Genomic DNA, 26,921 nt, shown 5'->3' with positions numbered 1-26,921 from the left:
AAATCGCAAACGTGAAAGAATGCGTTAAGCAGATGTTTAATAGAACCCGGAGGGGCTCGTGAGTAACGATTTATTTGGAAATCTTGGCTTCGGTGGAGGCAAAGGCGGTGGTTTTCCCGGCTTTCCCGGTGGATTTGGATCCGGTAGAGACGGGGGAAAAGGTCGCAGTGGCTCTGGAGGAGCCGGTGGCAATGGAAATAGGCCATTACCGAAAATAAAGTTTAAGAAACCAGGACCCCTGGGTATCGCTATTGGCGTAATCGCGGCATTAGTGGTTGTGCTGTTGGTGGCTTCAGCAGTGTGGACCGAAATCCTGTGGTATCGCCAGACCGGGTATCTGCGGGTGCTGCTTACCCAGTGGATTGCCGCTGGGGGAATGTTTATTGTGTCCTTCCTGATTGCATGGGCAATTTTGGCGGTCAACTTGCAGATTTCCTACCGTAACCGCCCGGAAATGGGAACTATTGCTTCTTCTATCCGGTCATATCGCTCCACTATTACCCGGCATCACCGCGGTATTTTCTTAGGAATTCCGGCCTTGATTGCGCTATTTATGGCAACCGGGATGGCGGCTAGTTGGCGGCAAGTACTAGTAGCGATTACCGGGGGTTCTTTCGGGAAGAAAGATCCCCAATTCGGTTTTGATATTTCTTTCTTTGTATTCCGTTTGCCATTAATCGATATGGCGGTCACCTTTTTACTGACTCTGCTAGGTGTTTCGCTAGTTGCCTGTCTGATTTCCTACTACCTATTGGGGGCAATGACAGTAACTCCCAAAGCTAAAGCTACTCGTGGTGCCCGTATTCATATGGGTATCTTGCTGGCGATCTCTTCGGTGATGGTGGGCATAACTTACGTCATCGACCGCTGGACTATGGTTTATGGGCAGAACTCGCCCACCGATGGAGCTATGTATACCGATGTGCATGCGATTATTCCGGCACGTACGATTTTGGCAGTTATCGCTTTGATTGTGGCGGCACTGTTTGTGTTCGCCGCCTTTAGGGGTGGATGGTATCTGCCGGCCGCGGGCATTGCGGTAACCGTGGTATCTGCCCTGGTGATTGGGGCGGGATATCCGTTTATTATCCAACAGTTCCGGGTGCGCCCCAACGAACGGGAGCTGGAAAGCCAATATATTGACCGTAATATCAAAGCCACTTTGGATGCCTTCGGGATGAAGGATCTGGATTTGATTTCCTACGACCAGGTCACCAATGAAACCAGTGCTAACCAGCTGCGTCAGGATGCTGACTCTACTCAGCAGATCCGGCTGTTAGATCCGGAAATTATTTCTCCGGCGGTACGGCAGATGAAACAGTCGCGTCCTTACTATTCTTTCCCGGATCAGTTTGCGGTTGACCGCTATAATTTCCCGGATAAAGACGGAAAAATGGAAAAGCGTGACACCGTGATTGCGGTACGCGATATTAACTTGAACGGGTTGGCACAGTCTCAACGCAACTGGGTAAATGACCACACGGTTTACACTCACGGTTTCGGGGTAGTAGCCGCCTACGGTAACCAGGTGACCTCCGAAGGGTTGCCTTCCTATTGGGAATCTTCGCTCTCCGATAAAGAGTCAGGTGAGATCGGCGATTACGAGAAACGGATCTACTTCTCGCAAGCATCTCCCGAATACTCAATTGTAGGCGCGCCCAAGGGGGCGGATCCTAAAGAGTTGGATTACCAAGACGCAAAGAACAATAAACAGGTATACACCACTTTCGATGGTGACGGCGGGCCTCAGGTTGGAAACTTCCTGAATAAAGTGCTCTTTGCATTGAAATTCCGCTCAACAGATCTATTCTTCTCTGACCAGATCAACAGCGAATCGCAGATTCTCTATGACCGAGATCCGGCTACGCGGGTAGCTAAAGTAGCGCCCTACCTAACCTTGGATTCACGGGCATATCCTGCGATCGTGAATATCGATGGCAAGAAGGGCGAGAAGAAACGGCTGGTGTGGATTGTTGATGCCTACACCACCACTGATTCTTATCCGTATTCTCAGCATATTAACCTCACGGATGCTACCGCCGATACGGCCACCGCTAAAACCGCTCAGTTCGCGGTACAAAATAACGTGAACTATATGCGTAACTCAGTTAAGGCCGTAGTGGACGCCTATGACGGTTCAGTGCAGCTGTACCAGTGGGATAAAGAGGATCCGATCCTGAAAGCGTGGCAAAAGATTTATCCCGGTCAGATTAAGCCACTATCTGAGATTAGCGGGGATTTGATGAGTCACTTACGTTACCCCGAGGATTACTTCAAAGCCCAGCGATCTTTGCTAGCTAACTATCACGTCACCAATCCTTCAGAGTTCTACACCGGTGGTGACCAGTGGAAACTATCTGAAGACCCCACGGCTACTTCTCGTGACCTGGAGGGATCTGGCAAACTGCAGCCTCCCTATTACCTGACGATGAAGATGCCCACCGGTAAAAACACCGATCAGGGGAGCGCCGAGTTCTCCCTGACTTCCGTGTTTATCCCCGGTGGCGAAGGTCGACGCGCCGCCATGGCGGGATTCTTGGCTGTAGATTCTGAAACCGGTAATGAGAAAGGCAAGGTGCGCGAAGGGTACGGCAAGATGCGGCTTTTGGCTTTACCTTCCGACACCACTGTTCCCGGACCCGGACAGGTACAAAACACCTTCAACTCTGATCCCGAAGTCAACCGGGAACTGAACCTGCAGGATCAACAAGGCTCTAGAGTTATCCGAGGTAACCTACTGACTTTGCCGGTAGGTGGTGGCCTGCTCTATGTGCAGCCGGTCTATGTTCAATCCACCGGTACCACCCAGTATCCACAGCTGAGAAGCGTATTGGTTGGCTTTGGTGATAAGGTCGGGTTTGCGCCTACCTTGAAAGATGCCCTAGATCAGGTGTTCGGGGGAGATTCCGGGGCGGTTACTGCCTCCAATGACGGTAATAAGAAAGCTCCGGCCGCAAAAGGTAAAGCGGGAGAAACAACTACTAAAGCTCCCAGTGCGCAAGAGAAGCTGAACACCGCGTTGCAAGATGCCAAGAAAGCGATGGCGGAAGCAGATAGCGCGATGAAAGCTGGGGACTGGACGAAGTATGGTGAAGCCCAAAAGTCTCTAAATGACGCGATTTCTCGGGCAGTCTCTGCTCAAGAAGAGGGTGCCAAGACCGCGAAGTAACCGCTAACAGCGCAAGCGTCATAAACTTAGGGGGCTAGGTCGCCAGGTAAAACTGGCAGCCTAGCCCCCTAAATATTGGGTTGTAGTAGCTAGCAGTCGGGGTTACTGCCGGGCTTAGCCCCGCAGTCGCCGTTAGTTAGCGGAATCTACCCCAAGCAGGTTTCCTCCTACACCAAAATCTTGAAGATTTGGGAGGAAGGATCTATTTCTTGTACCTGCAGGGGAGAGGCCGCCATGCGTCTGCGCAGCCCCTTAATATCACTGGGATCTGGCAGTTCAATCCCTACCAGCGCCGGACCGGTATCCCGATTATTCTTCTTGGTGTACTGGAAGTAAATGATATCCTCACCGTCGCTGAGCACGTCATTTAGGAATGAGCGCAAAGCCCCCGGCTCTTGGTTGAAAGTCACCAGGAAATAGTGGCGTAAACCTTCGTAACGCCCGGAACGCTCAGTTACCTCCGCGTATCGCGACAGGTCATTATTTCCGCCAGAAACCAGACAGACCACGGAGCCGTTGGGGATTTGCGGCAGGAAGTTGCGTGCCGCTGCCGACGCGAGCGCCCCGGCTGGTTCCGCAATAACGCCCTCGGAATGGTAGAGGTCGAGCATTTCGGTACAAACCGCGCCCTCGGGAACCACCACGATGTCATCCACCAGTTCCCGCACAATCTGATAAGTTAGATCTCCAGCTCTGCCTACGGCGGTGCCATCTACGAAAGAATCTACCCGATCTAGGGAAACCGGATTTCCAGCCTCGAGCGCCGCTTTCATTGAGGCCGCGCCGCCAGATTCCACCCCCACAATCCGGATTCCAGGGCGGTGGGCTTTGAGCCAAGTCGCCATTCCGGCGATTAAACCGCCACCTCCCACCGGAATTAAAACCATATCGGTATCGTCTGGAAGCTGGGAGTCTAAATCCACTGCAATACTTCCTTGACCGGCTATAGTGTAGGGGTCATCGTAGGGGTGTACATATACTTTGCCGCCATCTTTAGCTGCCGCCGCTGCCACCCGGTTCGCTTCATCGAAGTCCCCGGCCACGATCACCGGCTCTACCCATTTACCTCCGATAGTGGCGATCCGTTTGCGCTTTTGCCGCGGAGTGGAGGCCGGCAAGAAAATCGTGCCTTTTATTCCCAAGTGTGAACAGGCATAGGCAACTCCCTGGGCGTGGTTGCCCGCCGAAGCGCACACCACTCCAGCTTTGCGTTCGTCCTCGTCCATAGCTGCCATGCGCACATAGGCGCCGCGCACTTTAAAGGAGCGGCAAATCTGCAGATCTTCGCGCTTTAAATAAACCGGTCGGCCGACCTCTGCGCTCAGTCGATCGCTTTTTTGTAGCGGAGTTTTCGTAGCTACCTTGGCTAATACCCCGGCAGCCACCTCTATATCTTTCGCGGTAACTGTGCTCATTGTCCCTCCTATAATCGATCGTTAATAACCTATCGATATTTACTTCGCCCGCGTCTTTAGCTTTCGCTATCTGGCATCAAAATCTGGATGGATTAGGCTAAAGGTATGACTAATAACCTGAAAGATCCTTTAGTGTGGATTGATTGCGAAATGACCGGACTCGATTTAGACAAAGATTGCCTGGTGGAGGTGGCAGTGATTATCACCGATGGGCAAACTAATATCGTCGACGAGGGGATCGATCTGCTGATTAATCCGAGGGAGGGCGCCTTAGATAATATGGGGGATTTTGTGCGCGAGATGCACACTAAGTCCGGTTTGTTAGCGGAATTAGAAACTCCGGCGGCGCTCGATTTGGAGGAGGCCGAAAAACAGGTTTTGGACTACATTAAACGTTTCGTTCCCGGAAAGGGACAGGCATTATTAGCCGGGAATTCGGTAGGTACTGATAAACAGTTCCTGGAAAAGGAAATGCCACAGGTAATCTCACATCTGCATTACCGGCTAGTGGATGTTTCTTCGGTTAAAGAACTGGCGAAACGCTGGTATCCGCGCGCTTTCTACCATGCGCCCGAAAAACATGGGGGACACCGCGCCCTCGCCGACATTCGTGAATCTATCCAGGAATTGCGTTACTACCGCAAAGTGCTCTGGCCGGCCGGGGAAGGGCCGTCTAGCGAGGAATGTGAGGAGGCCGCGAAAGAGGTTTTGGCGCAAGGGCTGGGTGCCTAGCCGGATTCGGGTGATGAATCTCAGATGTTAGATGCTTACAAGGTCTAGAGATCAGGGATTTAACCGATAAAAATGCCGCAGGTAAACCAGGTTTACCTGCGGCTTGGCGCCCCCGACAGGAATCGAACCTGCAACCTCGGGATTAGAAGGCCCTTGCTCTATCCTTTGAGCTACGGGGGCTGGTTGTTCCTTTAGTTTATCGAGAAATCTCGCGGGTGCTAATTCCTTGTCCCCAGGGCAAGGTGATCCTCTTTTTTCCTGGTAGCCAAGATTTATCATTAGAAAAAACCGCTACCGCTTTGCAACATGGTGAGGTAACCAACACTAGGAGGAATCATGAGCAAAGCAAATATAGAGGTTACTTTTACCGGCTGGGTAGCAACCGCGCCTACTTTTCATCGTCCCGACCCGACTAAACCCGAAAAGGCGCTGAGTACTTTCCGGGTGATGCACACCCCGTATTCACGTGACAATCAAGGAAACTGGCAAAAAGGGGAGTCGCTTACGGTTCGGGTAAAAGTTTGGGGGTGGGGCGCGCACTATGTGTCCCGCTCGATTCGAGTCGGGGATCCGATTATTGTTTGTGGGCGGTTGATCCGCTCTAAATGGCAGGATAAGGAACAGGTTACCCACTATGGGTTAGAGTTAACCGCATCTTCCCTGGGACATGACCTGACTATGGGGGAGTCTAACTTTGTGCGGATGGTAGGCGCGCTTCCTAAACGGGGGAATTTCGCTACCCCCAGTAAGGAAGGGGAAGGCTCCCTGGCTGATCCCGAGGGCGAGTTTGAGACCACCCCGGCAGCAGAGCCCGCGGGAACAGAAGCAACAGGGGCAGACCCTGCGGGAATAAAACCGGCACCAGCCGCTGGTGATCAGGTGATTGCTGATCCTAACACCGGGGAAATTCTCGAGGCGGAGACAAAAAGTACCCACGGGAGCAACCCGCCCGCGCCCGCGGAAGAAAGCGCCGGTGAAAATGCCCTTGACTCGGAAGGGGAATATATTTTAGAGACTACTTTTAGCGGAGAGGCCGCCTAGTCGCGCGGGGGTTCGCTTTGCGTTTTTAACTCCACTATTCTGGGTATTAGAACAATACCGTCTGGCAGAAAGTGGCAGCAGTGGCAGAATTCATTTACCAAATGATCCACACCCGCAAATCTTTAGGTGACAAGGTCATTTTGGACGATGTGACTATGGCTTTCCTTCCGGGAGCCAAAATTGGCATGGTCGGTCCTAACGGTGCCGGTAAATCCTCGATCCTCAAAATTATGGCGGGGCTAGATGAGCCTTCCAATGGGGAGGCGCGGCTTTCTCCCGGCTATACCGTAGGGATCTTGATGCAAGAGCCCGAATTGGATGATGACCTCACGGTTAAGGAAAACGTGGAGCAAGGAGTAGGTCCGCTAAAGGCCAAACTCGATCGTTTCAATGAGATCTCCGCGCAGATGGCTGACCCGGATGCAGATTTTGATGCCCTAATGGAAGAAATGGGCACCCTGCAGACCGAGATCGACGCTGCCGATGGTTGGGATGTGGATTCTCAACTAGAACAGGCGATGGATGCCTTGCGCTGCCCACCCCCGGAGACTCCGGTTTCGGTGCTTTCGGGCGGGGAGCGCCGCCGGGTTGCCCTCTGCCAGCTGCTATTAAAAGCCCCTGACCTGCTACTGCTTGACGAACCTACTAACCATTTGGATGCCGAATCCATCCTGTGGCTAGAAAAGCACCTGCACTCTTATAAGGGAGCAGTAATCGCGATTACTCACGACCGTTATTTCCTAGATCACGTGGCGGAATGGATAGCGGAAGTTGACCGTGGGCGTCTGTACCCTTACGAAGGTAACTATTCTACCTATCTGGAAAAGAAACGGGAACGTCTGGAAATCCAGGGACGCAAGGATGCGAAACTAGCGAAGCGTCTAAAAGAAGAACTGCAGTGGGTGCGTTCTTCAGCGAAGGGGCGGCAAGCTAAATCTAAGGCACGTTTGCAGCGCTACGAGGAAATGCAGGCAGAGGCCAAGCGCACCAAGAAACTGGACTTTGAAGAGATTCAGATTCCGCCCGGGCCCCGTCTGGGAACCGTGGTGTTGCGCGCTGAGAACCTCTGTAAAGGTTTTGGGGATCGTGAGTTGATCAAGGATCTGTCTTTCAGTCTGCCGCCGAATGGAATCGTGGGGATTATTGGGCCGAACGGGGTGGGTAAAACCACTTTGTTCAAAACGATTGTGGGGTTAGAGGAACTCGATTCGGGAACTCTTGATATTGGTGAAACCGTAAAAGTCAGTTACGTGGATCAAAACCGCGCGGGGATTGATCCTGATAAGACCCTATGGGAAGTCGTCTCGGATGGTCTGGATTTCTTGGACGTGGGGGGAGTGACGATTCCTTCGCGTGCCTATGTAGCATCCTTTGGTTTTAAAGGCCCGGATCAGCAGAAACCTGCCGGAGTGCTCTCCGGTGGGGAGCGTAACCGGTTAAACCTGGCGCTTACCCTAAAGCAGGGCGGAAACCTGCTGCTGCTGGATGAGCCTACCAACGACCTTGATGTGGAAACCTTGGCCAGCTTGGAAAATGCGCTGCTAGAGTTCCCGGGTTGTGCGGTAGTGATTACCCACGACCGCTGGTTCCTCGATCGAGTAGCGACGCATATTTTAGCCTGGGAGGGGACTGAGGATAATCCTGCGAACTGGTACTGGTTCGAAGGTAACTTCGAATCCTACGAAAAGAATAAAGTTGATCGGCTAGGGGCGGAAGCAGCGCGACCGCATCGAGTAACTCACCGCCGTTTGCGCCGCGCCTAGCGGAAGTAAAGTCGCCGATAAATCACCTAGGAGAACAGGGACAGCAAATGAGCGAGAACCGAGATCCGCTGCAAGAACTGGCGTGCGCCTGTGGAGTCGCGATTGACTACTGGGATTACTCCGGAGTCCACCGCGTAGTTTCCGATGACACTTTACGTGCAGTCCTCAAGGCGATGGATATTGACGCGGATACGCCTGCGCAAGTGGCGGCCTCGCTAAAAATGATTGAGGAGCGTCCCTGGCGGCGGGTTCTGCCCGAATGTATAGTTACCCGCAACGATGACAACTATTGGGTACGGGTACACGTTCCGCATGGTAAAGCGGTAACCGTAACTATGCATTTTGAGGAGGGCGGATCTTGGGATCTGCCCCAGCTGGATGTGCTAGTTGCGCCCCGGGAAATCAACGGGGTGTTAACTGGGGAAGCAACTTTCAATATTCCCCCCGGGCAACCTCTGGGGTGGCATCGGTTAACCGCGAAAGTGGAAGGGGATGAACGCCCCTATACCTGTCCGGTAGCGGTAACGCCGGCGCGGCTAGGGATGCCTAATCTGCGTGGGGGACGTGCCTGGGGAGTCATGAGCCAGTTCTACGCTAACCCTTCTGATGATTCTTGGGGCATTGGGGATGCGGCAGATTTGGCTACTATCTGTAAATGGGTGGCTTCCAAGGGGGCGGATTTCTTACTGATTAACCCGGTACATGCCTCGCAAGTATTATTCCCCTTAGAGAATTCTCCGTATTTGCCGTGTTCGCGTCGTTTTTGGAATCCGATCTACATTCGTCCCGATGCGATTGCAGAGTACCATAAACTCTCTGAAAAGAAGCGTAAAACAATTGCGGAGCTGCAAGCCAAGGCGCAATCTTCGCTTAGCGAAGCGATGCCGGAAACTCATCCGGGAGTTTCCGGTTCCGGTGCTGATTTCTTTAGCGGCGATTTAATCAAACGCGATCCGGTCTGGAAACAGAAACTGCGCGCCCTCGAGATTATTTATGAGGTTCCGCGCTCAAAGGTACGCGAAGCCGACTATCAGGAGTTCTTAGAGGAACAAGGGCCGGCTTTGGAACAGTTTGCCACCTGGTGTGCCTTAACCGAAAAATATGGTTTAGAGCTACCCGAAAAGTGGCAGACCCCCGATACTACCCAGTTTGAAAAATGCGGAGGAGAGCTGCTACAGCGGCGCGATCTCTTTAAATGGTTGCAGTGGGTTTGTTATCGTCAGCTTAGACAGGCGCACCAGGTGGCTGCCGATGCGGGTATGAAGATTGGGGTCATGCACGATCTGGCGGTGGGGGTACACCAATTGGGCGCCGACCACTGGAGCGACCCGGAAGTTTATGCGCAGGGGATCTCGGTGGGAGCACCCGCCGATATGTATAACCAGTTGGGACAGAACTGGACACAGCCCCCTTGGCGCCCAGATCGTCTGGAACAGCAAGCCTACGAGCCCCTGCGGCGCACGGTGGAGGCCGCCGCTAAAATGGGGGGTGCGCTGCGCATTGACCATATTATGGGGTTGCTGCGCCTATGGTGGATTCCCGAAGGAATGCTGCCGAAAGATGGCACCTATGTGCGCTATAACCATCAAGCGATGGTGGGAGTACTGCTGCTAGAGGCATACCGAAATAACCTAGTGGTAGTGGGCGAAGATTTGGGTACCGTAGAGCCTTGGGTACGCGACTACCTGCGTTACCGGGGGATTCTGGGTACCGGGGTGTTCTTCTTTGAATTCGATGCCCCCGACCATTTGGTACCGCCGGAAGATTACCGACGCGAACAATTGGCGGCGGTGAATACCCACGATATGCCGCCGGTGGCCGGTTACCTTACCGGCGAGGACCTGCGGATACGAGAATCTTTGGATCTTTTGGATTCGACTCGTGAGGAAGCAGAAGCCAATCAAGAGCGTGTTTTTGGGGCAGTGCGCCGCGCGTTGGTTGAATATGCGGGTCTCGCCGAAGATGAACACGATATGGGCGAGATTATTCGCGCCCTCTACCGCTATGTAGCGGCTACTCCCGCTCAGCTGGTGGTGTTGACCCTGGCAGATGCGGTGCAAGAGCAGCTAACCGAGAATCAACCCGGCACCAAGTTTGAATACCCCAATTGGTGTGTTCCTCTGCGTGATCAAGAGGGCAACACCCGGTTCTTAGAGAACGTTACCGCTGACCAGTTCGCTAATCAGCTCTTGGAGATGCTAGAGAAAGCAGTTCACCCTAGCTAGGGCGTCCCGGCCACGTTCGCCGGGCAGTTAGCAGGCGATTTCTTCGCCGAGGTAGGGCAGGAGTTCTTGCAAACTGTCGGTTACTAGGTCGGCTCCGGCCTGTGCTAATGCGGTTGGACTGTGGCTGGTAGCCACCCCATAGATTCTGCCGGCTCCGGCTGCGCGCGCCGAGATAACTCCGCTGGTAGTGTCTTCGATGACGATGCAGGAGGACGCGGGTAGCCTCAGGGTTTGTGCTCCCACCAGGTAGGGTTCCGGGTCGGGTTTGCCGGCACGAATATCTTCTTGGCTAATCACTTTGAGGTTAGCGGGGGCCTCTAGTAGCCGCGCGGCTAACTGCGCCCATTGCCTCCAGGCGGAAGTAACTAAACATTTCGGCAGCTTTAACTGCATGATTTCGCGGGCACCAGCAAAGATCCGCGGGGGATCGCGGCGAATATCCACATAGGAGCGGGCTTCTACCCCCAGTCTTTCGGGGTCGAGGCCGCGCCAAGGGCCGGGTTCGCTTTGGAATACTTCCGGGCCGGGGCGTCCTTTAAATATCTCCATTTCGGATGCTGCTATCTGCCATCCTTTGGCGGTAAACATTCTGCGATAGGCGGCTAGATGCGTGTGTTCGGAGTCGATTAGGGTGCCGTCTAGGTCAAGCAGTAGACCCTTAAAAGATTTGTTTTTGCAGGAGTTAGGGCTTGGCGCGTCCTCAACGGGGGAGGACGAGGTTAAGGCTTTAGGGGAGTTGGGGGCGCAAGCGCTTTCGAGAGGATACATAAAGTCTGGCTGTTTAACGCAGTTTTTCAATGTCGGCCGCTAGCTCATCGGCTACCGGTCCCACGACTACCTGAACAGTATGACCGATTTTTACGATCCCAAAGGCTCCGCAGGTAGTTAACGCTTCCTCGTCTACCTTTAGTGGGTCTTTTACCGCTACTCGCAGGCAGGTGGTGCAGGCTTCAACCTCGGTGATATTCTCGGCTCCCCCCAGCCCTGCTACCAGTTGCTCTGCCTGCTCCACGGTTTCCTCCCCGCTGTAAAAATAAAAACCCTACTGTATTAATAGTGAGATTACCATCAATCTGTAAGTACCTTAGAGGGAATCTGGGTGAGCATTGCTCTGACCTGTGCTAACGACAAATATGTGTCTAGTGGATTTTCAATAACAATCATAAGATTATTAGGTAGTAGCCATGTGTAAAAGTAAATTACGGGAAGGCCTTATGCTGATGTTTAATAATGAACCTGGCACTTTTTTGACGGAGGGATCTGGCGGCGCGGTGCGCAAGTCCGCCAATTTCCTTAAGAGAGCGGTGCTTATCACCCTATTTTGTGCCTTGGGTTTTATGCTATCGACTCCTTCATTGGTACAGGCAGAGGATTTGCAGGAGGGGACGCCGGCGGAGCAACCAAGCGCTAATGTGCAGCCAGCAAGCGCCGCAGACCCTGCCGAGCCTAAAACCAGTGCAGTAACAGAAAACAAGCCGGATGCCAAAGCGAATACCCAGGCGGCCGATGGGCTAGAGATCAGCCCGGAGATTATTGGGCAGGGTGTAGGTGAAGGAAATATAGAGGCACCGACAATTAATAACGTGTTTTACAAAGCCAAAACTATTTCTGGCAAAAAATTACACCGGGAGAGAATTAATGGAAAGGTTCTAAGAGCAACTGTACATGTGACCCTAAAGGATAAGGATGGTACAGTAAAAGCCACTGTTTCCGTTACCCCTAAAACTGGGAGCACTTGGTCGGTAGAATTGCCTGCGGGTGTTGAAGTTGCAGAAGGTGACACCGTCACTGCCTATCAGGAATTAAATAATGTAAAATCTCCTGAAGTAACCGCTGATGCGGAGCCATCAAAGGCAGACCAGATCAAACTTACTATGCCAGAAGGCGAAATTTGGATTGAGCAAACGGTAGCTAACATAGTTAATGATGAAGAAAAAGCTGAAGCTGCTGCAATGTTGAAAGCAGTAAATCCTGCAATAGCAGCAGATATTAAAACGATTGATTTTTCTATCGGCGGAGTGGGAGATAAAACAGCTTATTATGAAGTAACTTATAAAGATGGGTCAAAAACGGATAAAATTCCTGCTCCAAATTTGGAAATAAAACAAGTAACCGACACTTCACGGGGCGCTAATATTAGCGATATTACCGTTGTTGACAATGTAATTAAGGGGAAGCTTGAGGGAGACGGACCTTTTGGGGATATAAAGGTTCAAATAATTCTTAAAGTTGGTACCCCAGGTTTTGGTCACGAAGACGAAAATAAAAAGCAGAAATGTACTACTGATAAAAACTCTTCTGACCCCGTAGATGCAATTGTAAATAGCGATACCGGCGAGTTCACATACCCCATTCCTAGTGCTTATGGCCTCCCCCTAGATCAAATAGTTGGTGTTTCTGTAAAAGAAAAGAACAAGTTTGTATCGTGTGGAACCTCTACTGTTAAACTGGCTAACCCCAAAAAAACAGAAGTTCGAGATCCCAAAAAGCTAACTGATGCAGATAAAAGCGTCATCGATAAAGCTATTCGAGATGCCAATACGGTAAATGGTAAGTCTAAACTCCCCGATGGAACTGGTTTTATTGACGATCCTGCATTTATTGAATTTGATAAAGATGGAAACGTTACAATAATCAGTCCTAATGATGTGGAAGTTGAATGGGATAGTAACTACGAACCGGTATATCAAAAAAATCCTGATGGAACCTATAAACTACAGAGCGGTAAAGAAAATAACGTAATTAAAATCCCGGCTAAAGATCTGGTGAAGAATATCGCACCAGAGTCCCCTGCGATTGCGGTAGATACGGATAAAGGTGAAGTAACTATTACCCCGCCTGCCTATGAAAAAGCAGGTGATGATACCGACTTGGCGTCCTACACGATTACCTATAAAGATGCTGCGGGTAACGCGAAAACCATAACTGCAACGAGAGATTTGAAAACCAATAAATGGAGCGGACCGGGTGTTAATGAAGAATCCGGTGTGATCACTCTGAGTGTGGAAAAGATCGAACTCGCTGGAACCATCAAGGCAATCGCAAAAGATAATGGCGGCCTCGAAGGAGATACCGATAAGCTCGATTCAGATCCGGTAAACAAGAAGCTGGAAACTGCCACTGTTAGTTACGACCGTAACGGCGGTACCGGCGAAATCAAAGGCAAGACCGTAAATAAGGGCGCTGAGTATGAGATTCTGGCAAATGCGTTCAAGGCTCCCGAGAACGAGAAGTTTAGGACTTGGCAGATTGGCACTGCCGAGCCCAAAGCAGGAGATAAAATCCGGGTTAAGGAAAACACCACTATAAAAGCCATTTGGCAGGACATCGAGGTGACGGTTTCCTATGACGCCAATGGTGGAAGTGGCGATATGACGGGCAGGACCATGAAGAAGGGCAGTAAATATACCCTGCTTGAAAGTACTTTCAAGGCTCCGGATGAAAACCACGAGTTTAAAGCCTGGGAAGTCGACGGCAAAGAGGTTCCTGCGGGTACCGAAATCACCGTTGACAAGGACACCGAAGTGAAAGCCGTCTGGAAGAAGATCCAAGTAAACATCACCTACGATGGCAACGGCGGTGGCGGCAGCATGACTGCTGCAACTGTTGATAAGGGCAGTGACTACACGGTGTTGCCTAACGCTTTCACCGCCCCGGATGACACTCAAGAGTTTGATACTTGGGAAGTTAATGGTGAGAAGGTTGCGCCTGGAACCAAGATCAAGGCTGACAAGAATACCGTTATCAAAGCTATCTGGAAGAAAATTACCGAATACAAGGTTTCTTTCGATGGGAATGGCGGAAGCGGAAAAATGGGCCAGGCGACTGTCAAGAAAGGCAGCACTTTCCCGCTGCCTGCGAGCGGCTTTACCCCGCCAAGCGGCAAGGAATTCAATGGCTGGCAAATCGACGGTAAAACATACAAGGTGGGCGACAGCATCACCATTAATGGTGATGTAACGGTGAAAGCCCTCTGGAAGAACAAGCCGGTTCCGCCCTCGACCACTCCAGGCAAAGACAAATCTGGAAACCAGGCGAAACCGCAGCCTAAACCGCAGAAACAGAACCCAACAGCAGGCGCGAACCTGTCAAAGACCGGGGCTAATGGGATGTATTCCCTCTACGCCTCGCTGCTACTGCTAGCAACCGGCGGGTTATTTGTAATCAGCCGCAGGCGGCGTAATCAGCGCTAATCCCAGCGAAAAAAGATAACTAAATAACTATAAAGGCCGCTCATAAGCATTCTGCTTATGAGCGGCCTTTAGTTTCCATAGCCCTATGCGCAAACTGGCCCTTGTGCCGTACTCTCTTACTATTGCTTTGATCTGCGCCCTCGCCGCTGATCCCGCGGCTTTCCTAGGTCAACAGCTGCACCGTAGGGTAGAAGGATATGCAGGGATGCGGGTTAGAATCTTTCATTTTTTAAGTTTTACACGCGGTATCGACGCGCTAAAAAAACTATTTATTTTTTTATTAACGCTGGTCAAACCTTAAAATTGCTTCAAATTTTCGGGAATTTTCAAAAAACACTTGCTTAAAAAGTATTCATCATGTACAGTGATTCCTGAATCCAGATGGATGACCACGCTTTAAGCAAAATGTCCTTCGACAGGTCTCCAGGCAACCGGATCAATCGTAAGTCGGTGCCCTCGAAGGAAGATTCGCCCTCTCGGGAATGCCGGGTTGGGAACTACGATTTTTAGGAGGCCATCATGGCTTTTCATACGAATAACACTGTAACTGAGATTCTCGCGCGCGCCGAGGCATCTCGCGATCTGTTTGCTACCGAGGCTCCCACTCAGGCACCTACTCCGCTAGAAGTCCCCGCAGAGGAACCTTCACTTGCCGATCCCTGGGAAATGGAACGCACCGGTATCCAGTGGTGTGACTGCGGGGAAGACCACGAGCTAGAGCGCATCGATGCGGTAATTGACCTGGAAGAACTGGGCTTCTACGAAGATGATCTGGTGCCGCATCTGGCAGTCTGTGCAGAATGCCAGAAGATGTGGAACTACGTGGAGGTTTGCGAATTCTTCTATGACCACGTGGCCTATAGTGCGAAAAAGATAAATGGCGAAGTCGCCGCAGCCTACCCCTACCCGGTGGCAGTCGATATTGTCGGCTACTTTTACAAAACCTGGCAGGGGTGTCCTCGCGAGGTTTGCGAAGGAGGCTACGATCCGCTCAGTGACCTAGCAGAAGGCCTAGATTCCTGACTCTCGCCTCCTGCTCGCAGCAAGCGAGCAGGTAGAGTCGCGCAAAGTCTTTCCAGTAGCGTTTTTCTCATTTTTCCGCGCTGGAAGCCTGGGTGCTCTGGCTTGGCACCCGCCCTTACAGCTCCCGCCACCGCGCCCTGACAGACGGTGGCGGGAGCACCCTTTTCTCTAAAACCCCTTTTACGGCCAGAGATTGCGCAGCTGCAATATAAAGTGGTAATGAGGTGCTTATTTACCAGGCTATGACCCCGCCGACCATGAAGATTTACTCGGGAAATTCAGAATCTACAACGGAGGAAATAATGGCTAAACCTGACGAGCTATTTACTGGTTCCCGTAGCGATGAAGATTCCCGATTTGGAATGACTCTTGATGAGGTTGAATCAGAGGCGAAACAAGTTGAAGACGAAAACGTTGACGACGGGCTTACCGAAGTTTTCCACTATGGATCCCCGCAAAGATTATTAAACCGCGGCGAATAAATGCGAAAATAAGGACATACTTTCTCATAATTATGTCAAAATAAGGACATACTTTCGCATGTTTGTGTCAAAATCAGGACATAACCGCTAACAGAGCGTTTCTTCCTAGCTTTATGGTCTTCACAATGAAGATTTTATCTAACTGTAAGAGAGCGGTTTCTGCGCGGCTACGGCAAGACCGATAGGAGGGGCTTTGAGGAAGCAGGATACGGAGACCTATATCCAGTTTTATGATTCCCCGCTGGGTGAGCTGGTAATGTCCAGCGATGGCAACGCGCTGATCGGGCTGGGGCTGGCGTCGCAACAGGCTGCGGGGGTAGCTATAGCGAGCAGTCGTCCTCAGGAAAAATCTTTGCCCATATTCCAAGAAACCGGCCGCTGGTTAGATACCTATTTTCGAGGATGCGCGCCCTCGTTTACCCCAAAGCTAAAGCTTACGGGTTCGGACTTTCAAAAACGGGTTTGCGAAATCATGCTCACCATCCCGTTCGGGGAAACCATAACTTATGGGGAGATCGCCGCCCAGATAGCGCGCGAGAGAGGGATTCCCCGCATGTCGGCACAGGCGGTTGGGGGAGCAGTAGGGGCAAATCCGATTCTGCTAATTGTTCCTTGTCACCGGGTAATCGGTGCGGGCGGTAACCTCACTGGTTATGGCGCCGGCATGGAGCGAAAAATTCAGCTGCTAACCCTAGAAAAAGTTGATATGGAAAATCTATTTGTGCCCAGGGGAAAGCCGCTACCAAAGAAAGAGCCGCTACCAAAAAACCCGCGCCCTCGTTCCTAAATAAAACAGGTCTCTCGCAGGCAGCCCAACATAGCTACTTCAAGCCCGGGTACTATCGACATTTAGCCTTTAGCGGGGATGCTGGAACGCCTACTGTAACGTACTCTAACATTGTTACAGTTAGAGTAGATGATTGTTTAGATGCTCGGTAGCGGTTGGCGGCTAACTTTTAGCGGGGCTGGAGGGCGAGGTCGAAGCCTTACACTTTCAGCAGGAATCTACCAATAGCGGATACGTGAGATTATGTGATTTGAAATATTCATAATGTGCAGGATCATTATTTAAGAAGGAAATGAGTATCTATGTAAAAATAGATGTGAACCGTATTTGATCTATCGGGAACTCGAACCTATCGCCCGAAAGTGGAAACGGAGGGTAATGTGAAAAAACTCTTTAATATAGCATTAACAATCTTTATTGCCTCATGTATGACATTCGGCATTATTAACTCCGCCAGTGCTGTTGAGCGTGAGGATGATAAAGAGACCGTTGAAACCGCGCCCCCTCAATCGGCAGTAGGTGCCTGTGTTTTTACTCAAAGAGTAGACAACCCGCATATATCCTCGTCCGGAGGGCCTAGAGCGGTTCAAGCTCATGGCTGGTGGACCAAAGGGAACTGTAGAGCCACAATCGCCACTATTTCTGTTCAACTTCAAAAAAGAATCAATGGAAGGTGGGTAGATGTCGGAAAGCGCGGAAGGGGAAAATATAGAGCAGGGGGTGGGCGTGGGCAACGTGCCACAGCGCGCTACACCTGCCGTGGGGTAGCGCTCAACAAGTTTCGCGCTTGGGTAGATGTCGATGTGCACGGCGTATTCGATCTTCCGGGAAAAGGCTGGTCTCGCACAGTTAATGTCAGATGCGGTTAACACCTATCTTTAAGCTCGGTTTCAAGCCAATCTTCAATGTCGCGAATAATCTCCTCACGAGCATTTGGTTTCCTTGAAACATGTTCGCTTCCGCCCTGAAATACGCTATAGCCAGAGGGGTAGGTTTCGTCAGGGCAATCTAGCCAAAAAACAGAGTACCCAAGAGAGGATATTTCAACCTCAAAGGTAAATTCTCTAAGCTCTACTTGAAATCTATCTGGTTCGGACACGAGCTTCCTTCCTTTTCCACGTGGCGACTTAAACGGTACGCGATATTGCTATCGAAGTTCTGCAATTGCAACGCGTTATCACTGATTTAAACTTTAGCGGGGCTGGAGGGCGAGGTCGAAGCCCTGGGCGCGCACCGCATTTAGCATTCCGCGGCGCAGGGGAGCGTCCCGTAGCATGATTCGGGTGAGGCTATCGGTGAAAGTATCCGAGCGCTGGCCGTGTGCCCGAGTGTCATAGTAGGTAGTCATTTCCTGGTCATAATCCGCGAACTCCTGCAGATAGGAGCCTTCAAAACAGCGATAGATGTCCTCAAACATGCGCAGCTCCAGCGGCATCCTGGGCTTTAACTGCGGCTGCTGCCCCGGGTAACCAAACATTACCCCCAGAGCGGGGAAAGTCAGTTTCGGCAGCTCCAAAATCTCAATCATCCGTGCCGGATCGTTCAAGATTGACCCTAAGAAACAGGTGCCTAACCCCAGGGATTCGGCGGCATTCACCAAATTTTGCGCCATCAGTACCGCATCGGTAAAGCCTTGAAAAAACCCATCCATACCGCGCACACTGGCGGTCTGCTCGCCTTTTTCCTCCACTATCCGGTAGGAACGGTACAGATCGGTAAGAAAAATCCACAGCTGCGGAGCATCGGCAATATACTCCTGTTTAGAAACCAGAGAAATCTGCCGCTTCTTTTCCGGATCATTTACCTGAATAATCGAAGCCATTTGCACCCCGCAGGAGGTGGCGGTGCGTCGGGTAGCCTCTTTTAGCTGTGCTAACACCTCTGGCGAGATTGGCTGAGTATCAAAACGACGCACCGAGCGGTGTGCCAACTGGTTCTCAATAGTTTCCGACATGAGTTCTCCTAAATCCTCGCCTACCTTCGCCACCGGGGTACCCGGTTTCCTTGCCGATAAGTTTAACCTACCTGCTGGTTAACTCGCAGAGGTGACCGGGTGGGTAATATAGCCGAGGACACTAAACGGGGGAAGTCATGAGTAGACCGATAAGAAATTTTCAAAGAGCCGCTATCGATCATCCCCACGCGCAAAGTTTAGCCGGTCCCCTGGGACATTTTTCTGTGGCCGACATCTGGTCGCTATCGCAATATTTAGTGCTTTACCTGCAAGAACGTGGGGTGATGAGCGGAGATAAGGTAGCGATCTGCAGCGCGAATAGCGAATACCACCTGTTGCTGTGGATAGCCTGCGACCAGATAGGAGCGGTGTTCGTTCCCTTGGCTAAAGCCGCCGCGCCTGCTGATTTACGAGCGATGGTGGCCGACTGCGCCCCGCGTCTGCTTTTTAGCGATCAAAAGGGGGAATTGCCGTTAGCTAGCTCTGACCCCGTTGCCGCACAGTCCGTGTCCTCCCCGGGGGGTGCCCTCGGAAAAGCGCAGGTTATAAACCTGGATCAGCTGCATGAACAGCTCTTGGCTTCCCATAGAGAGCAACCTCTTTCTCCCGGGGAACTAGCCAGTGAGATTACCCCGGTAGCTGAGGGTGAGCTGTCGGCGATCATCTATACCTCCGGGACTTCTGGGCGTCCCCTGGGGGTGGAACACTCTCGGGAAACCATGTATTGGGCATGGGCGAACTATCGGGACGCTTTCGATTACCGCAACTCGGACACCGGGTTGGCGCTCGCGCCTTTGTCCCATATCGGCGGGTTTAACGGCACCACCAACGATATTTTTTGTCACGGCGGAAAAATAGTAGTGATTACCGGATTTTCTCCGCTTACCGCTGCCCAGATTATTCGCGACGAGCAAGTCAGCATCGGGTTCGCGGTTCCCACCATGTTCACCGGGATGCTAGATGCCTTGGAGAAAGAGGAGGGGGAGGAACTCGCGGAAAATCCGTTTCCGCATTGGCGCCGTCCCCTGATCGGTGGAGCGCCCCTACCGGCATCCTTGGCGCGGCGGATGGAAAAACTTGAGCTGCGTCCGATCCAAGTGTGGGGGATGACCGAGACCGGAGGGGCTGGTTGTTACCTGGGAATAAACGAATCTTTGCAGCACCCCGAGGCCGCCGGGCGTCCCTTCACCTATTCTCAGGTGGCGGTACGCGACCAGGACGGCAAAGCGCTGCCTACCGGCACTCAGGGGCAAATCACTATCGGCGGCCCGCACGTATGCAAAACCAACTATCCGGGCAAAGCCATGAGTGCTATCGAGGGGCAAATTGAAACCGGAGATATTGGCTTTATCGGCGAGGACGGTTTGCTGCGCCTATCCGGGCGGGCAAGTGACGTAATCATTAGCGGCGGGGAACACGTTTTCCCCGCGCAGGTCGAGGACGCGCTCTCAACTTTCCCCGGTATCGGGCAGGTCGCAGTAATCGGCCTGGAGGACGAGTATTGGGGACAGCGGGTCTGTGCAGTAATCACCGGAACCGCCACCCTCGAATCTCTAAAACAGTTCCTAACCGGCAAACTAGCCGCCTACAAAATCCCGAAGGAAATAATCCAAGTAAGCGCCCTGCCTCTAAACAGCGCCGGAAAACTATCCCGCCAAACCCTCAGAGAATCTTTAAGTAACGGAGGTCGCGGGAAGTAAGTTTCCGCAGGTAGCAGGAAGTAAGTTTTTCCCCCGAGACCGCAGAGCCCCACGTAAATGGAAAAGTGATTTTCACGCGTCAGCGCCCACCCCTAAAGGAACGGCTAGTCAAAAGAGGAATCACATATTTTACTATTATCTTTCTGGCCGGGAAACTCCCCGCTAAACAAGCAGCAGCGTAAGCGTGGGGAAAGTGATCGCTAGAACCAGGGGAAGTATCCACCCAGCACAAGATAAGTCTTCCGAGAGCTTGCTAGCTGTGATGACGAACAGGGGTTGGGAGAATAGATTTTATCGGGGCACGCGGGTAACTCTCACATAAACGAGCTAATACGGGAACGGGCGAGAAATTTTTGTAGGGAGCAGGGAGTAAGTTTTATCCGAGTGGGCGCGGTGGGCATAAGAATTCGGAAAATGCCTACGGTCTTTTTCCGAATTCTTGGGCGGGAGGAAAAACTTACTCCCTGCGATACCTAGAAAATAAACCCGACTTGGGCAGGAGGAAAAACCTATTCTCCCAGCCCTATTGCATTAGTACGAGATGCTAGCAGGGCGGAGGCTTCTTGGCGCGCGGTACCTTCCTCGCCAAGTTGTGCTAGATTAGCGGGGAGCTCGCGGCCTTTCGCCTGCATGGCGCGCGCCCAGAGCCTACCCGCCCGGTAGGAAGAACGCACGAGCGGTCCAGCCATAACCGCCGAAAAACCAAGGTTATAGGCATAGTCAGAGAGTTCCACAAACTCGGCGGGCTTTACCCAGCGGTCAATCGGGTGATGCAGGGCAGAGGGACGCAGGTATTGGGTGATGGTCATAATATCGACTTTGGCATCTTTCAAGGCACGCATGGTTGCTTCGATTTCTTCGCGAGTTTCTCCCATTCCTAAAATCAGGTTCGATTTAGTAATTAAACCGGCATCGGAGGCGGCCTCCAAGACTTGCAGGGAACGCTCGTAGCGGAAGGCGGGGCGAATCTGCCGGAAAATCCGAGGTACGGTTTCCAGGTTGTGGCCGAATACTTCGGGACGGGATGAGAACACTTCCTCTAGGGCACTTATATGTCCCCGAAAGTCATCTACCAGCAGTTCTACCCCGGTATTGGGGGATTTAGCGTGGATCTGGCGGGCAGTTTCCGCATACAGCCAGGAGGCTCCATCGGGCAGGTCATCGCGGGAAACCCCGGTGACCGTAGCGTACCGCAGCCCTAATTCGGCGACTGAGTCCGCGACTCGGCTCGGTTCCTCACGGTCATATTCGCTGGGCCGTCCGGTAGCAATATCGCAAAAGTCGCAGCGCCGGGTACAGACCGCTCCGCCTATTAGGAAGGTGGCTTCTCGGTCTTGCCAACATTCATAGATATTGGGGCAATTGGCTTCGGCACATACGGTGTTTAGTCCGGAGCGGCGCACCAGGTGTCGCATATCCATATAGTTTTTGCCTGAAACTACCTTGGTTTTTATCCACTCTGGCTTGTTTTCGATCGGACTTAACGAGTTCCGTGCCTCTACCCGTAATAATTTGCGCTCGCCCACCTCAGGAAGTGTAGACATTTTCGCCCTCCTGCCCTTGAATCTCACCTCTAAAGTAAGGGGTGTCTAAGTTGCGGCGCAACCCGGCGATTACTGGTTCGCGCATAGAGGTCACGGTTTCGCTGCATCCTTGTTCGTTCATGGAAGTTACCCAGGCATCGGTAAGGCCGCAGGGAATTATCCGGGCGAAATCGCTAAACGTGGGATTCACGTTGAGGGCGAAACCGTGCATGGAAGCACCCCGTGCAGTGTGAATCCCGATGGCGGCAATCTTCTTATCGATTTCCCCCGGTTTTAGTACCCAAGCTCCTGCCCGTCCCTTAATTCGCTGCGCGCGAATCCCGTAGGGTTCCAAGGTGTCGATTACTACCTGTTCCACCGCGCGAATAAAACGAATAACATCTAAAGGCTCGGGCAGTTTCACTATCGGGTAGCAAACCAGCTGTCCCGGGCCATGCCAAGTAACCGAGCCGCCTCGATTGACCTCGATCACCGGTACATCTTTATTGGGTACATCTTCCGGTTTGGTGTTGCGTCCCACGGTGAAAGTGGGGGAGTACTGCACTAAGAGTGCCGTGTTTTCTCGCTTCCCCGCTGCCACCTCGGCATGTACCTGTTTATGCAGTTTATCCAGGGCACGATAGTCCTGCAGCTGCCCGGTTAAATCCATTATTTGCACGCTTTCCAGCCTACCTGCTTTAACTGGCTTAATCGCTTCGGGGAGTGCCTAAGCGGGAACTATAAGCCAGCAACGAAATCCGCCAGAATTTTTTCAACCTGGCGAGTTTCCACCAAGAAACCATCGTGACCAGACGACGAGGTGACTTGCCGGTACCTCGCTCCTGGGATTTGACGCGCCAGTTCCGCGCATTCTTCCACTGGGAATAAGCGGTCAGAATCTACTCCAATTACTAGGGTGAGGGCGCAGATGGAGCCGGCGGCGCGGCGGGTACCGCCGCGACCGCGACCGATATCGTGAGTGATCATCGCGCGAGTTAGCGCCCTATAGGAACCGGGATCAAAACGCCGCGTCAGTTTTTTCCCGTGATAATCCAGGTAGGATTCCACGGCGTAGCGTCCTCCTGCCAGGGGGTTTTCACCTTTTTGGGGGCTATGCCCAAAACGGGTGTTTAACTCACCGGCGGTGCGATAAGTGGCGTGCGCGATTTGCCGAGCCAGCGCCATTCCCGGGTTGCCCGCTTGTTTATCGGCTGATAGATAATAGTCTCCGCCGGCAAAACTGGGGTCTAACTCTTGGGCATTTACTTGCATATGTGCCCAACCGGTCTGATCGGCGCTGGTCGCTGCGGCCGTTGCGACCAGTGCCAATGCCCGCACTCGCTGCGGATATAAACACGCCCACTCGAGGGCACGAAATCCTCCAGCAGACGGCCCTACTACCAGTGCCCACGACAGTATTCCTAGCTGTTTGCGCAGCTTATTTTCTGCCCGCACCTGGTCACGAGTAGTGATTTCGGGGAAACGAGACCCCCAGGGCAAACCATCGGGCGCCGGCCAAGCGGGGCCGGTAGACCCTTGACATCCGCCCAGGCAGTTAGGAGCCACCAAAAAGTAACGGTCAGTATCAATCGGTTTACCTGGTCCTACTACCCGCTCCCACCAGCCGGCAGTGGGGTGCGCCGGGCTTTGCAATCCGATTACATGAGAATCACCGGTGAGGGCGTGTTCAATCAATATCGCATTGGAGGCATCGGCGTTCAGTTTCCCCCAAGTTTCATACGCCAGGTAACCTCCGGGCAGGCTGCCTCCGTTTTCTAAAGGTAATTCCCCAAGGGAAACGAATCGGCGGTTACCGGGATCGTCACCAGGCAGCCAAGCGGGATTATTTGCCCAGTTAGTGCCGGGATATTGCTGGCGGGGATTAAAGATTTCGGTTTTTGTACCGCCGGCGGTTTTTTCTTTTAACGCTGTAGACATTGAGATTTCTCCAAGCTAATACCGGATTCCTGTTTTTTATTGCAAAAGCGCAAGCGCCACTTATTTCTTAATCGCCGCGAATCCGGCTTCCAGATCAGTAATAATGTCTGCTACGTCCTCTAAACCGACTGAGACTCGGATCGTGGATTGGGTGATACCAGCCGCCGCCAACTCTTGTTCATTAGCCTGCGAATGGGTGGTGGAGGCGGGGTGGATAACCTGCGAACGTAGATCCCCCAGGTTTGCCACGTTAGTTAGTAGCTGCAAAGCATCCACAAACGCCTCCCCATCGGCGCGGTTCCCTTTAAGGTCAAAAGCCAAAACCGCGCCCGCACCGCCGGGAGCATATTTTTGCTGCAAACCATGGGTAGGAGAGGAGGCAAGCCCCGAATAGCTAACTGAGGCTACCTGCGGATGCGCTTCTAAGAACTCTGCTACTTTTTGAGCATTCTCCACATGGCGCTGTACCCGCAGTGACAGGGTTTCAATCCCGATATTTACTAGGAATGAGTTAAAGGGACTGGCCGCAAATCCAAAGTCGCGCAGCCCCTGCACCCGGGCTTTAGTAATAAACGCGGCCTCGCCGAGGTCTTTATAAACCAAGCCGTGATAGGACGGATCTGGCTGGTTGAACTGGGGGAAACGCTCCGGGTCAGCTCCCCAATCGAAAGAGCCGCCATCAACGATTACCCCTTGGATAGAGTTTCCATGTCCGCACAGGTATTTCGAGGCCGAATGCACCACAATATCGGCGCCCCACTCTAGGGGGCGGGTCAAATAGGGGGTGGCGACCGTATTATCCACAATGAAAGGTACTCCTACCCGTTTTGCAACCTCGGCTACGCCCTCAATATCCAGGAAATCATTTTTGGGGTTAGGAATAGTTTCGGCGAAGAACGCAATAGTGCGTTCATTGGTGGCTGCTTCCCACTGCGCGCCGTTGGTAGGGTCAGTCACGAAAGTGGAAGTGATGCCGTAGCGGGGTAGGTTATTCGCCAAGAACGCCAAGGTTCCCCCATAAAGCGAGGGCGAAGCCACAATATTGTCTCCTGCCTGGGCTATCGTCAAAATAGTCAGCGCAATCGCGGCGGCTCCCGAGGAGGTAGACAGGGCTCCCACTCCGCCCTCTAGGGAGTTAACTCGCTGCTCGAAAACCTCATTTGTGGGGTTGTTTAGACGAGTGTAGATGGGGCCGGGTTCTTTTAAGGCGAAGCGATCCGCGCCCTGTTTCGCGTCCTTAAACACATATCCGTTGGTTTGGTACAGCGGAGGCACCGGGGATCCGGCTTCTTTATCAGGACGGTATCCGGCGTGAATCTGGCGAGTGTTGAAACCCCAGTTTTGCTTAGTCATTTTTATTTATCCTTTTCAGTAGATTTGGGTTTTTCTAAAACGTTTGCCAATAGTCCACTTTGGATAAACAAAAAGCCCGGCAAGGCAGTCCAAAGGGACTTTCTTTGCACGGGCAAACGCGTCGCCACCTAGGGGCGGACTGGGAAGAGCTGACCGTGCGGGTCAGCTGAACATTCGACGTGTCATGCCCTCAAGATAACCTGCTGTTGCCCGTCAATAGCAAGCCAATCTTAGAAGTTGAGAACTAAGTCACTATTTCGATAAGAGGAAAATTCGCAATTCTGTGTCCTGTAACGGCTGAAAAAGCTGTCCCCAAAGGTTAATCTGGAGGAAAGAGTAACCGCAAAGGAGAAATCATGAGCAATGACAGCTCGCCCAGTGTAGATACCAATGCTGACCCGGTAGTTACCTGGAATGTTCAAGAGGGCGCGATGGTGGCTGCTAAGCTCGATCCCAGGACGGTGTGCCAGTTCTTTAGGGAACAAAATATCGTTGCCGAGGCAGATTGGTTTCCCGATACCCCGCATTTGCTGGGCGTAAATGTGCTACGCAACCAGGCTGACGGCCTGGCATCTTTGGATGAGGCAGATGAACCGCTGCGGGTGGGGGCAGCACTCCCGGAAGTGGTAGAACTGCTGGCAGAAAAGTTTGCTGCCGACGTTTCCATCGGGGAATATCATGCCAATAAACTACCTTCCGATATGCCTCTTCCCTCCCGGTCAGGTGATAGGGAGCAACCGGTACGAGTAGTCGAGATTTCTTCGATGCCGGTTTCTTCGGTCCCGTTTTGCGCGGCTGCGGAAGGGAAAACCCTGGGGTGTGTGACCCTTCCGGAAGGCCGGATTGCTCTGTGCTATGAAACGATTCGCGCGGATATTGTAGAAGGTTCTTTGATTTCCCGGATTCCCGCGGTGGGACTGTATGTTTCTGCTCATGATCAGCGGGTGGTGGCAGTTACTTCCGATGAAGTTGCCGACCCAGAGAAACTGGCAATTCACTCCTGGTTACTCCAAACCCAGGTGGTTCCCGGAGCGGTAGAGAATCCCGACCCGGCACTGGAAGAACAGATCCGGGAATACCTTGGACACTCCTCCTCGCCCAACCGGATTGCTGAAACCGCCGGGTGTGACGCCCACCAATTAGCGCAGACTTTCAAAATTGCCGGTCAAGATGGAATGGTGCGGGCGATTGAAGTTATGGGGCTTCCGGCAGAGGCCGCCGCTTTCCTCTATGGGCGACTTGAGTTAGAGGACGTGCCTGGGATAGAAATCTTCCATGAACCTGGCTGGGCGCGCGCCATGGGGCACAGCGTAGATATGCGGATATTGCATTCTGACGAGGACGCGAAAACTCCTTTCGGTATCCTACGGAAACTAGAAATAGAGCACCCCACTTTGATGAAAGTGGCAAATATTGCTCAAATGGCAGTAGGGGTGGGCTTAATTGGCGCTGGCCTAATCGGTCTAGCCGGTAAGAAACGTTTCTCTAAGCTTTCCCTGTTGGGCGGAGTGATGCTTGGTGTCGATGGCGGATTGCGTTCTTCGGTAGTTCACCATATGAAGAACCGGATAGTGGGGGATCTCTAACTTCCTGCCCGCTAGTTAGCTAGCTTCCTAAGTTATT

At 52.4% G+C, this 26,921-nt stretch carries 20 protein-coding genes and 1 tRNA gene; 11 read left to right on the top strand and 10 right to left on the bottom strand.

Features of this window, described 5'->3' with window-relative positions; all coding sequences use genetic code 11:
* Positions 1-58: 58 nt before the first annotated feature.
* Complete coding sequence (locus E6072_RS04925; RefSeq protein WP_316694163.1) at positions 59-3,169, top strand: UPF0182 family protein; 3,111 nt, start codon at positions 59-61, stop codon at positions 3,167-3,169.
* A 167-nt stretch (positions 3,170-3,336) separates the two neighbouring features.
* Here E6072_RS04925 and ilvA read toward each other — a convergent pair whose 3' ends face one another.
* On the bottom strand, positions 3,337-4,584 hold the full coding sequence (ilvA, locus tag E6072_RS04920) for a threonine ammonia-lyase IlvA (RefSeq protein ID WP_316694161.1): 1,248 nt from the start codon (positions 4,582-4,584) through the stop codon (positions 3,337-3,339).
* Between the two features lie 105 nt (positions 4,585-4,689).
* Between ilvA and orn the strand changes: the two genes are divergently transcribed.
* Positions 4,690-5,316: an oligoribonuclease gene (orn, locus tag E6072_RS04915; RefSeq protein ID WP_316694159.1), complete on the top strand. Its 627-nt coding sequence runs from the start codon at positions 4,690-4,692 to the stop codon at positions 5,314-5,316.
* Between the two features lie 104 nt (positions 5,317-5,420).
* Here orn and E6072_RS04910 read toward each other — a convergent pair.
* Positions 5,421-5,496, bottom strand: a tRNA-Arg gene (locus E6072_RS04910).
* A 156-nt stretch (positions 5,497-5,652) separates the two neighbouring features.
* On the opposite strand from E6072_RS04910, the gene E6072_RS04905 reads away from it, so the two are divergent.
* From E6072_RS04905 to malQ, 3 genes are all read left to right on the top strand, one after another.
* Complete coding sequence (locus tag E6072_RS04905; protein ID WP_316694157.1) at positions 5,653-6,357, top strand: single-stranded DNA-binding protein; 705 nt, start codon at positions 5,653-5,655, stop codon at positions 6,355-6,357.
* 80 nt (positions 6,358-6,437) lie between these two features.
* Positions 6,438-8,120, top strand: a complete 1,683-nt coding sequence (ettA, locus tag E6072_RS04900) for an energy-dependent translational throttle protein EttA (protein WP_307737288.1) — start codon at positions 6,438-6,440, stop codon at positions 8,118-8,120.
* Between the two features lie 47 nt (positions 8,121-8,167).
* Positions 8,168-10,345 (top strand): 4-alpha-glucanotransferase, encoded by a 2,178-nt coding sequence (gene malQ, locus E6072_RS04895; protein WP_316694154.1) that lies wholly within the window; start codon positions 8,168-8,170, stop codon positions 10,343-10,345.
* Between the two features lie 27 nt (positions 10,346-10,372).
* Here malQ and E6072_RS04890 read toward each other — a convergent pair whose 3' ends face one another.
* Both E6072_RS04890 and E6072_RS04885 read right to left on the bottom strand, forming a co-directional pair.
* Entirely contained in the window at positions 10,373-11,113 is a 741-nt protein-coding gene (locus E6072_RS04890; RefSeq protein WP_316694153.1) for an HAD family phosphatase, read from the bottom strand.
* Positions 11,114-11,126: 13 nt separating this feature from the next.
* Complete coding sequence (locus E6072_RS04885) at positions 11,127-11,357, bottom strand: PTS glucose/sucrose transporter subunit IIB (RefSeq protein WP_316694152.1); 231 nt, start codon at positions 11,355-11,357, stop codon at positions 11,127-11,129.
* A 172-nt stretch (positions 11,358-11,529) separates the two neighbouring features.
* On the opposite strand from E6072_RS04885, the gene E6072_RS04880 reads away from it, so the two are divergent.
* From E6072_RS04880 to E6072_RS04865, 4 genes are all read left to right on the top strand, one after another.
* The gene (locus tag E6072_RS04880) at positions 11,530-14,538 is read left to right on the top strand and encodes an InlB B-repeat-containing protein (protein WP_316694151.1); all 3,009 of its coding nucleotides are present in this window, start codon (positions 11,530-11,532) and stop codon (positions 14,536-14,538) included.
* A gap of 519 nt (positions 14,539-15,057) precedes the next feature.
* Entirely contained in the window at positions 15,058-15,561 is a 504-nt protein-coding gene (locus E6072_RS04875) for a hypothetical protein (protein WP_316694150.1), read from the top strand.
* Between the two features lie 302 nt (positions 15,562-15,863).
* On the top strand, positions 15,864-16,043 hold the full coding sequence (locus E6072_RS04870) for a hypothetical protein (RefSeq protein WP_288291823.1): 180 nt from the start codon (positions 15,864-15,866) through the stop codon (positions 16,041-16,043).
* Between the two features lie 193 nt (positions 16,044-16,236).
* Positions 16,237-16,830 (top strand): methylated-DNA--[protein]-cysteine S-methyltransferase, encoded by a 594-nt coding sequence (locus tag E6072_RS04865; RefSeq protein WP_316694148.1) that lies wholly within the window; start codon positions 16,237-16,239, stop codon positions 16,828-16,830.
* Positions 16,831-17,695: 865 nt separating this feature from the next.
* Here the strand turns inward: E6072_RS04865 and E6072_RS04860 are convergent.
* Together E6072_RS04860 and E6072_RS04855 are read right to left on the bottom strand one after the other, a co-directional pair.
* Positions 17,696-17,929 carry a hypothetical protein gene (locus E6072_RS04860; RefSeq protein WP_278605452.1) on the bottom strand — a complete coding sequence of 78 codons (234 nt, stop codon included), beginning with the start codon at positions 17,927-17,929 and terminating at the stop codon, positions 17,696-17,698.
* Between the two features lie 93 nt (positions 17,930-18,022).
* Positions 18,023-18,784, bottom strand: coding sequence for an NADPH-dependent oxidoreductase (locus E6072_RS04855; protein ID WP_316694146.1), 762 nt, complete (start codon positions 18,782-18,784; stop codon positions 18,023-18,025).
* Between the two features lie 137 nt (positions 18,785-18,921).
* Here E6072_RS04855 and E6072_RS04850 point away from each other — a divergent pair, with 137 nt between their 5' ends.
* The gene (locus tag E6072_RS04850; RefSeq protein ID WP_316694144.1) at positions 18,922-20,484 is read left to right on the top strand and encodes an AMP-binding protein; all 1,563 of its coding nucleotides are present in this window, start codon (positions 18,922-18,924) and stop codon (positions 20,482-20,484) included.
* A 509-nt stretch (positions 20,485-20,993) separates the two neighbouring features.
* Here the strand turns inward: E6072_RS04850 and lipA are convergent.
* The 4 genes from lipA to E6072_RS04830 all read right to left on the bottom strand — a co-directional run bounded on the left by lipA (position 20,994) and on the right by E6072_RS04830 (position 25,298).
* A complete protein-coding gene (lipA, locus tag E6072_RS04845) occupies positions 20,994-22,028 on the bottom strand; it encodes a lipoyl synthase (protein ID WP_316694142.1) in 1,035 nt (344 codons plus the stop codon).
* Complete coding sequence (gene lipB / locus E6072_RS04840) at positions 22,012-22,677, bottom strand: lipoyl(octanoyl) transferase LipB (RefSeq protein WP_316694140.1); 666 nt, start codon at positions 22,675-22,677, stop codon at positions 22,012-22,014. Before lipB ends, lipA begins: the two co-directional genes overlap by 17 nt.
* A gap of 68 nt (positions 22,678-22,745) precedes the next feature.
* On the bottom strand, positions 22,746-23,945 hold the full coding sequence (locus tag E6072_RS04835) for a homoserine O-acetyltransferase (protein ID WP_316694138.1): 1,200 nt from the start codon (positions 23,943-23,945) through the stop codon (positions 22,746-22,748).
* A gap of 60 nt (positions 23,946-24,005) precedes the next feature.
* Complete coding sequence (locus E6072_RS04830; protein WP_316694137.1) at positions 24,006-25,298, bottom strand: O-acetylhomoserine aminocarboxypropyltransferase/cysteine synthase family protein; 1,293 nt, start codon at positions 25,296-25,298, stop codon at positions 24,006-24,008.
* Between the two features lie 356 nt (positions 25,299-25,654).
* Between E6072_RS04830 and E6072_RS04825 the strand changes: the two genes are divergently transcribed.
* Positions 25,655-26,884, top strand: a complete 1,230-nt coding sequence (locus E6072_RS04825) for a hypothetical protein (protein ID WP_316694135.1) — start codon at positions 25,655-25,657, stop codon at positions 26,882-26,884.
* The last annotated feature ends 37 nt before the right edge of the window (positions 26,885-26,921 follow it).

It is taken from the genome of Varibaculum cambriense, assembly GCF_032557235.1.
In the GTDB taxonomy this organism is placed as follows: domain Bacteria; phylum Actinomycetota; class Actinomycetes; order Actinomycetales; family Actinomycetaceae; genus Varibaculum; species Varibaculum cambriense_C.
The sequence above is the reverse complement of the archived record's forward strand: the minus strand, read 5'-3'. Positions and strand labels throughout refer to the sequence as shown.

What these genes read in the sequence shown, in the direction of transcription:
- E6072_RS04870 (WP_288291823.1), top strand. Translation starts at nt 15,864, where the DNA reads ATGGCTAAACCTGACGAGCTATTTACTGGTTCCCGTAGCGATGAAGAT.
- E6072_RS04835 (WP_316694138.1), bottom strand. Translation starts at nt 23,945, where the DNA reads ATGTCTACAGCGTTAAAAGAAAAAACCGCCGGCGGTACAAAAACCGAA.
- E6072_RS04825 (WP_316694135.1), top strand. Translation starts at nt 25,655, where the DNA reads ATGAGCAATGACAGCTCGCCCAGTGTAGATACCAATGCTGACCCGGTA.
- E6072_RS04850 (WP_316694144.1), top strand. Translation starts at nt 18,922, where the DNA reads ATGAGTAGACCGATAAGAAATTTTCAAAGAGCCGCTATCGATCATCCC.
- E6072_RS04880 (WP_316694151.1), top strand. Translation starts at nt 11,530, where the DNA reads ATGTGTAAAAGTAAATTACGGGAAGGCCTTATGCTGATGTTTAATAAT.
- E6072_RS04855 (WP_316694146.1), bottom strand. Translation starts at nt 18,784, where the DNA reads ATGTCGGAAACTATTGAGAACCAGTTGGCACACCGCTCGGTGCGTCGT.
- lipB (WP_316694140.1), bottom strand. Translation starts at nt 22,677, where the DNA reads ATGGATTTAACCGGGCAGCTGCAGGACTATCGTGCCCTGGATAAACTG.
- lipA (WP_316694142.1), bottom strand. Translation starts at nt 22,028, where the DNA reads ATGTCTACACTTCCTGAGGTGGGCGAGCGCAAATTATTACGGGTAGAG.
- ilvA (WP_316694161.1), bottom strand. Translation starts at nt 4,584, where the DNA reads ATGAGCACAGTTACCGCGAAAGATATAGAGGTGGCTGCCGGGGTATTA.
- E6072_RS04875 (WP_316694150.1), top strand. Translation starts at nt 15,058, where the DNA reads ATGGCTTTTCATACGAATAACACTGTAACTGAGATTCTCGCGCGCGCC.
- E6072_RS04905 (WP_316694157.1), top strand. Translation starts at nt 5,653, where the DNA reads ATGAGCAAAGCAAATATAGAGGTTACTTTTACCGGCTGGGTAGCAACC.
- E6072_RS04830 (WP_316694137.1), bottom strand. Translation starts at nt 25,298, where the DNA reads ATGACTAAGCAAAACTGGGGTTTCAACACTCGCCAGATTCACGCCGGA.
- malQ (WP_316694154.1), top strand. Translation starts at nt 8,168, where the DNA reads ATGAGCGAGAACCGAGATCCGCTGCAAGAACTGGCGTGCGCCTGTGGA.
- E6072_RS04890 (WP_316694153.1), bottom strand. Translation starts at nt 11,113, where the DNA reads ATGTATCCTCTCGAAAGCGCTTGCGCCCCCAACTCCCCTAAAGCCTTA.
- orn (WP_316694159.1), top strand. Translation starts at nt 4,690, where the DNA reads ATGACTAATAACCTGAAAGATCCTTTAGTGTGGATTGATTGCGAAATG.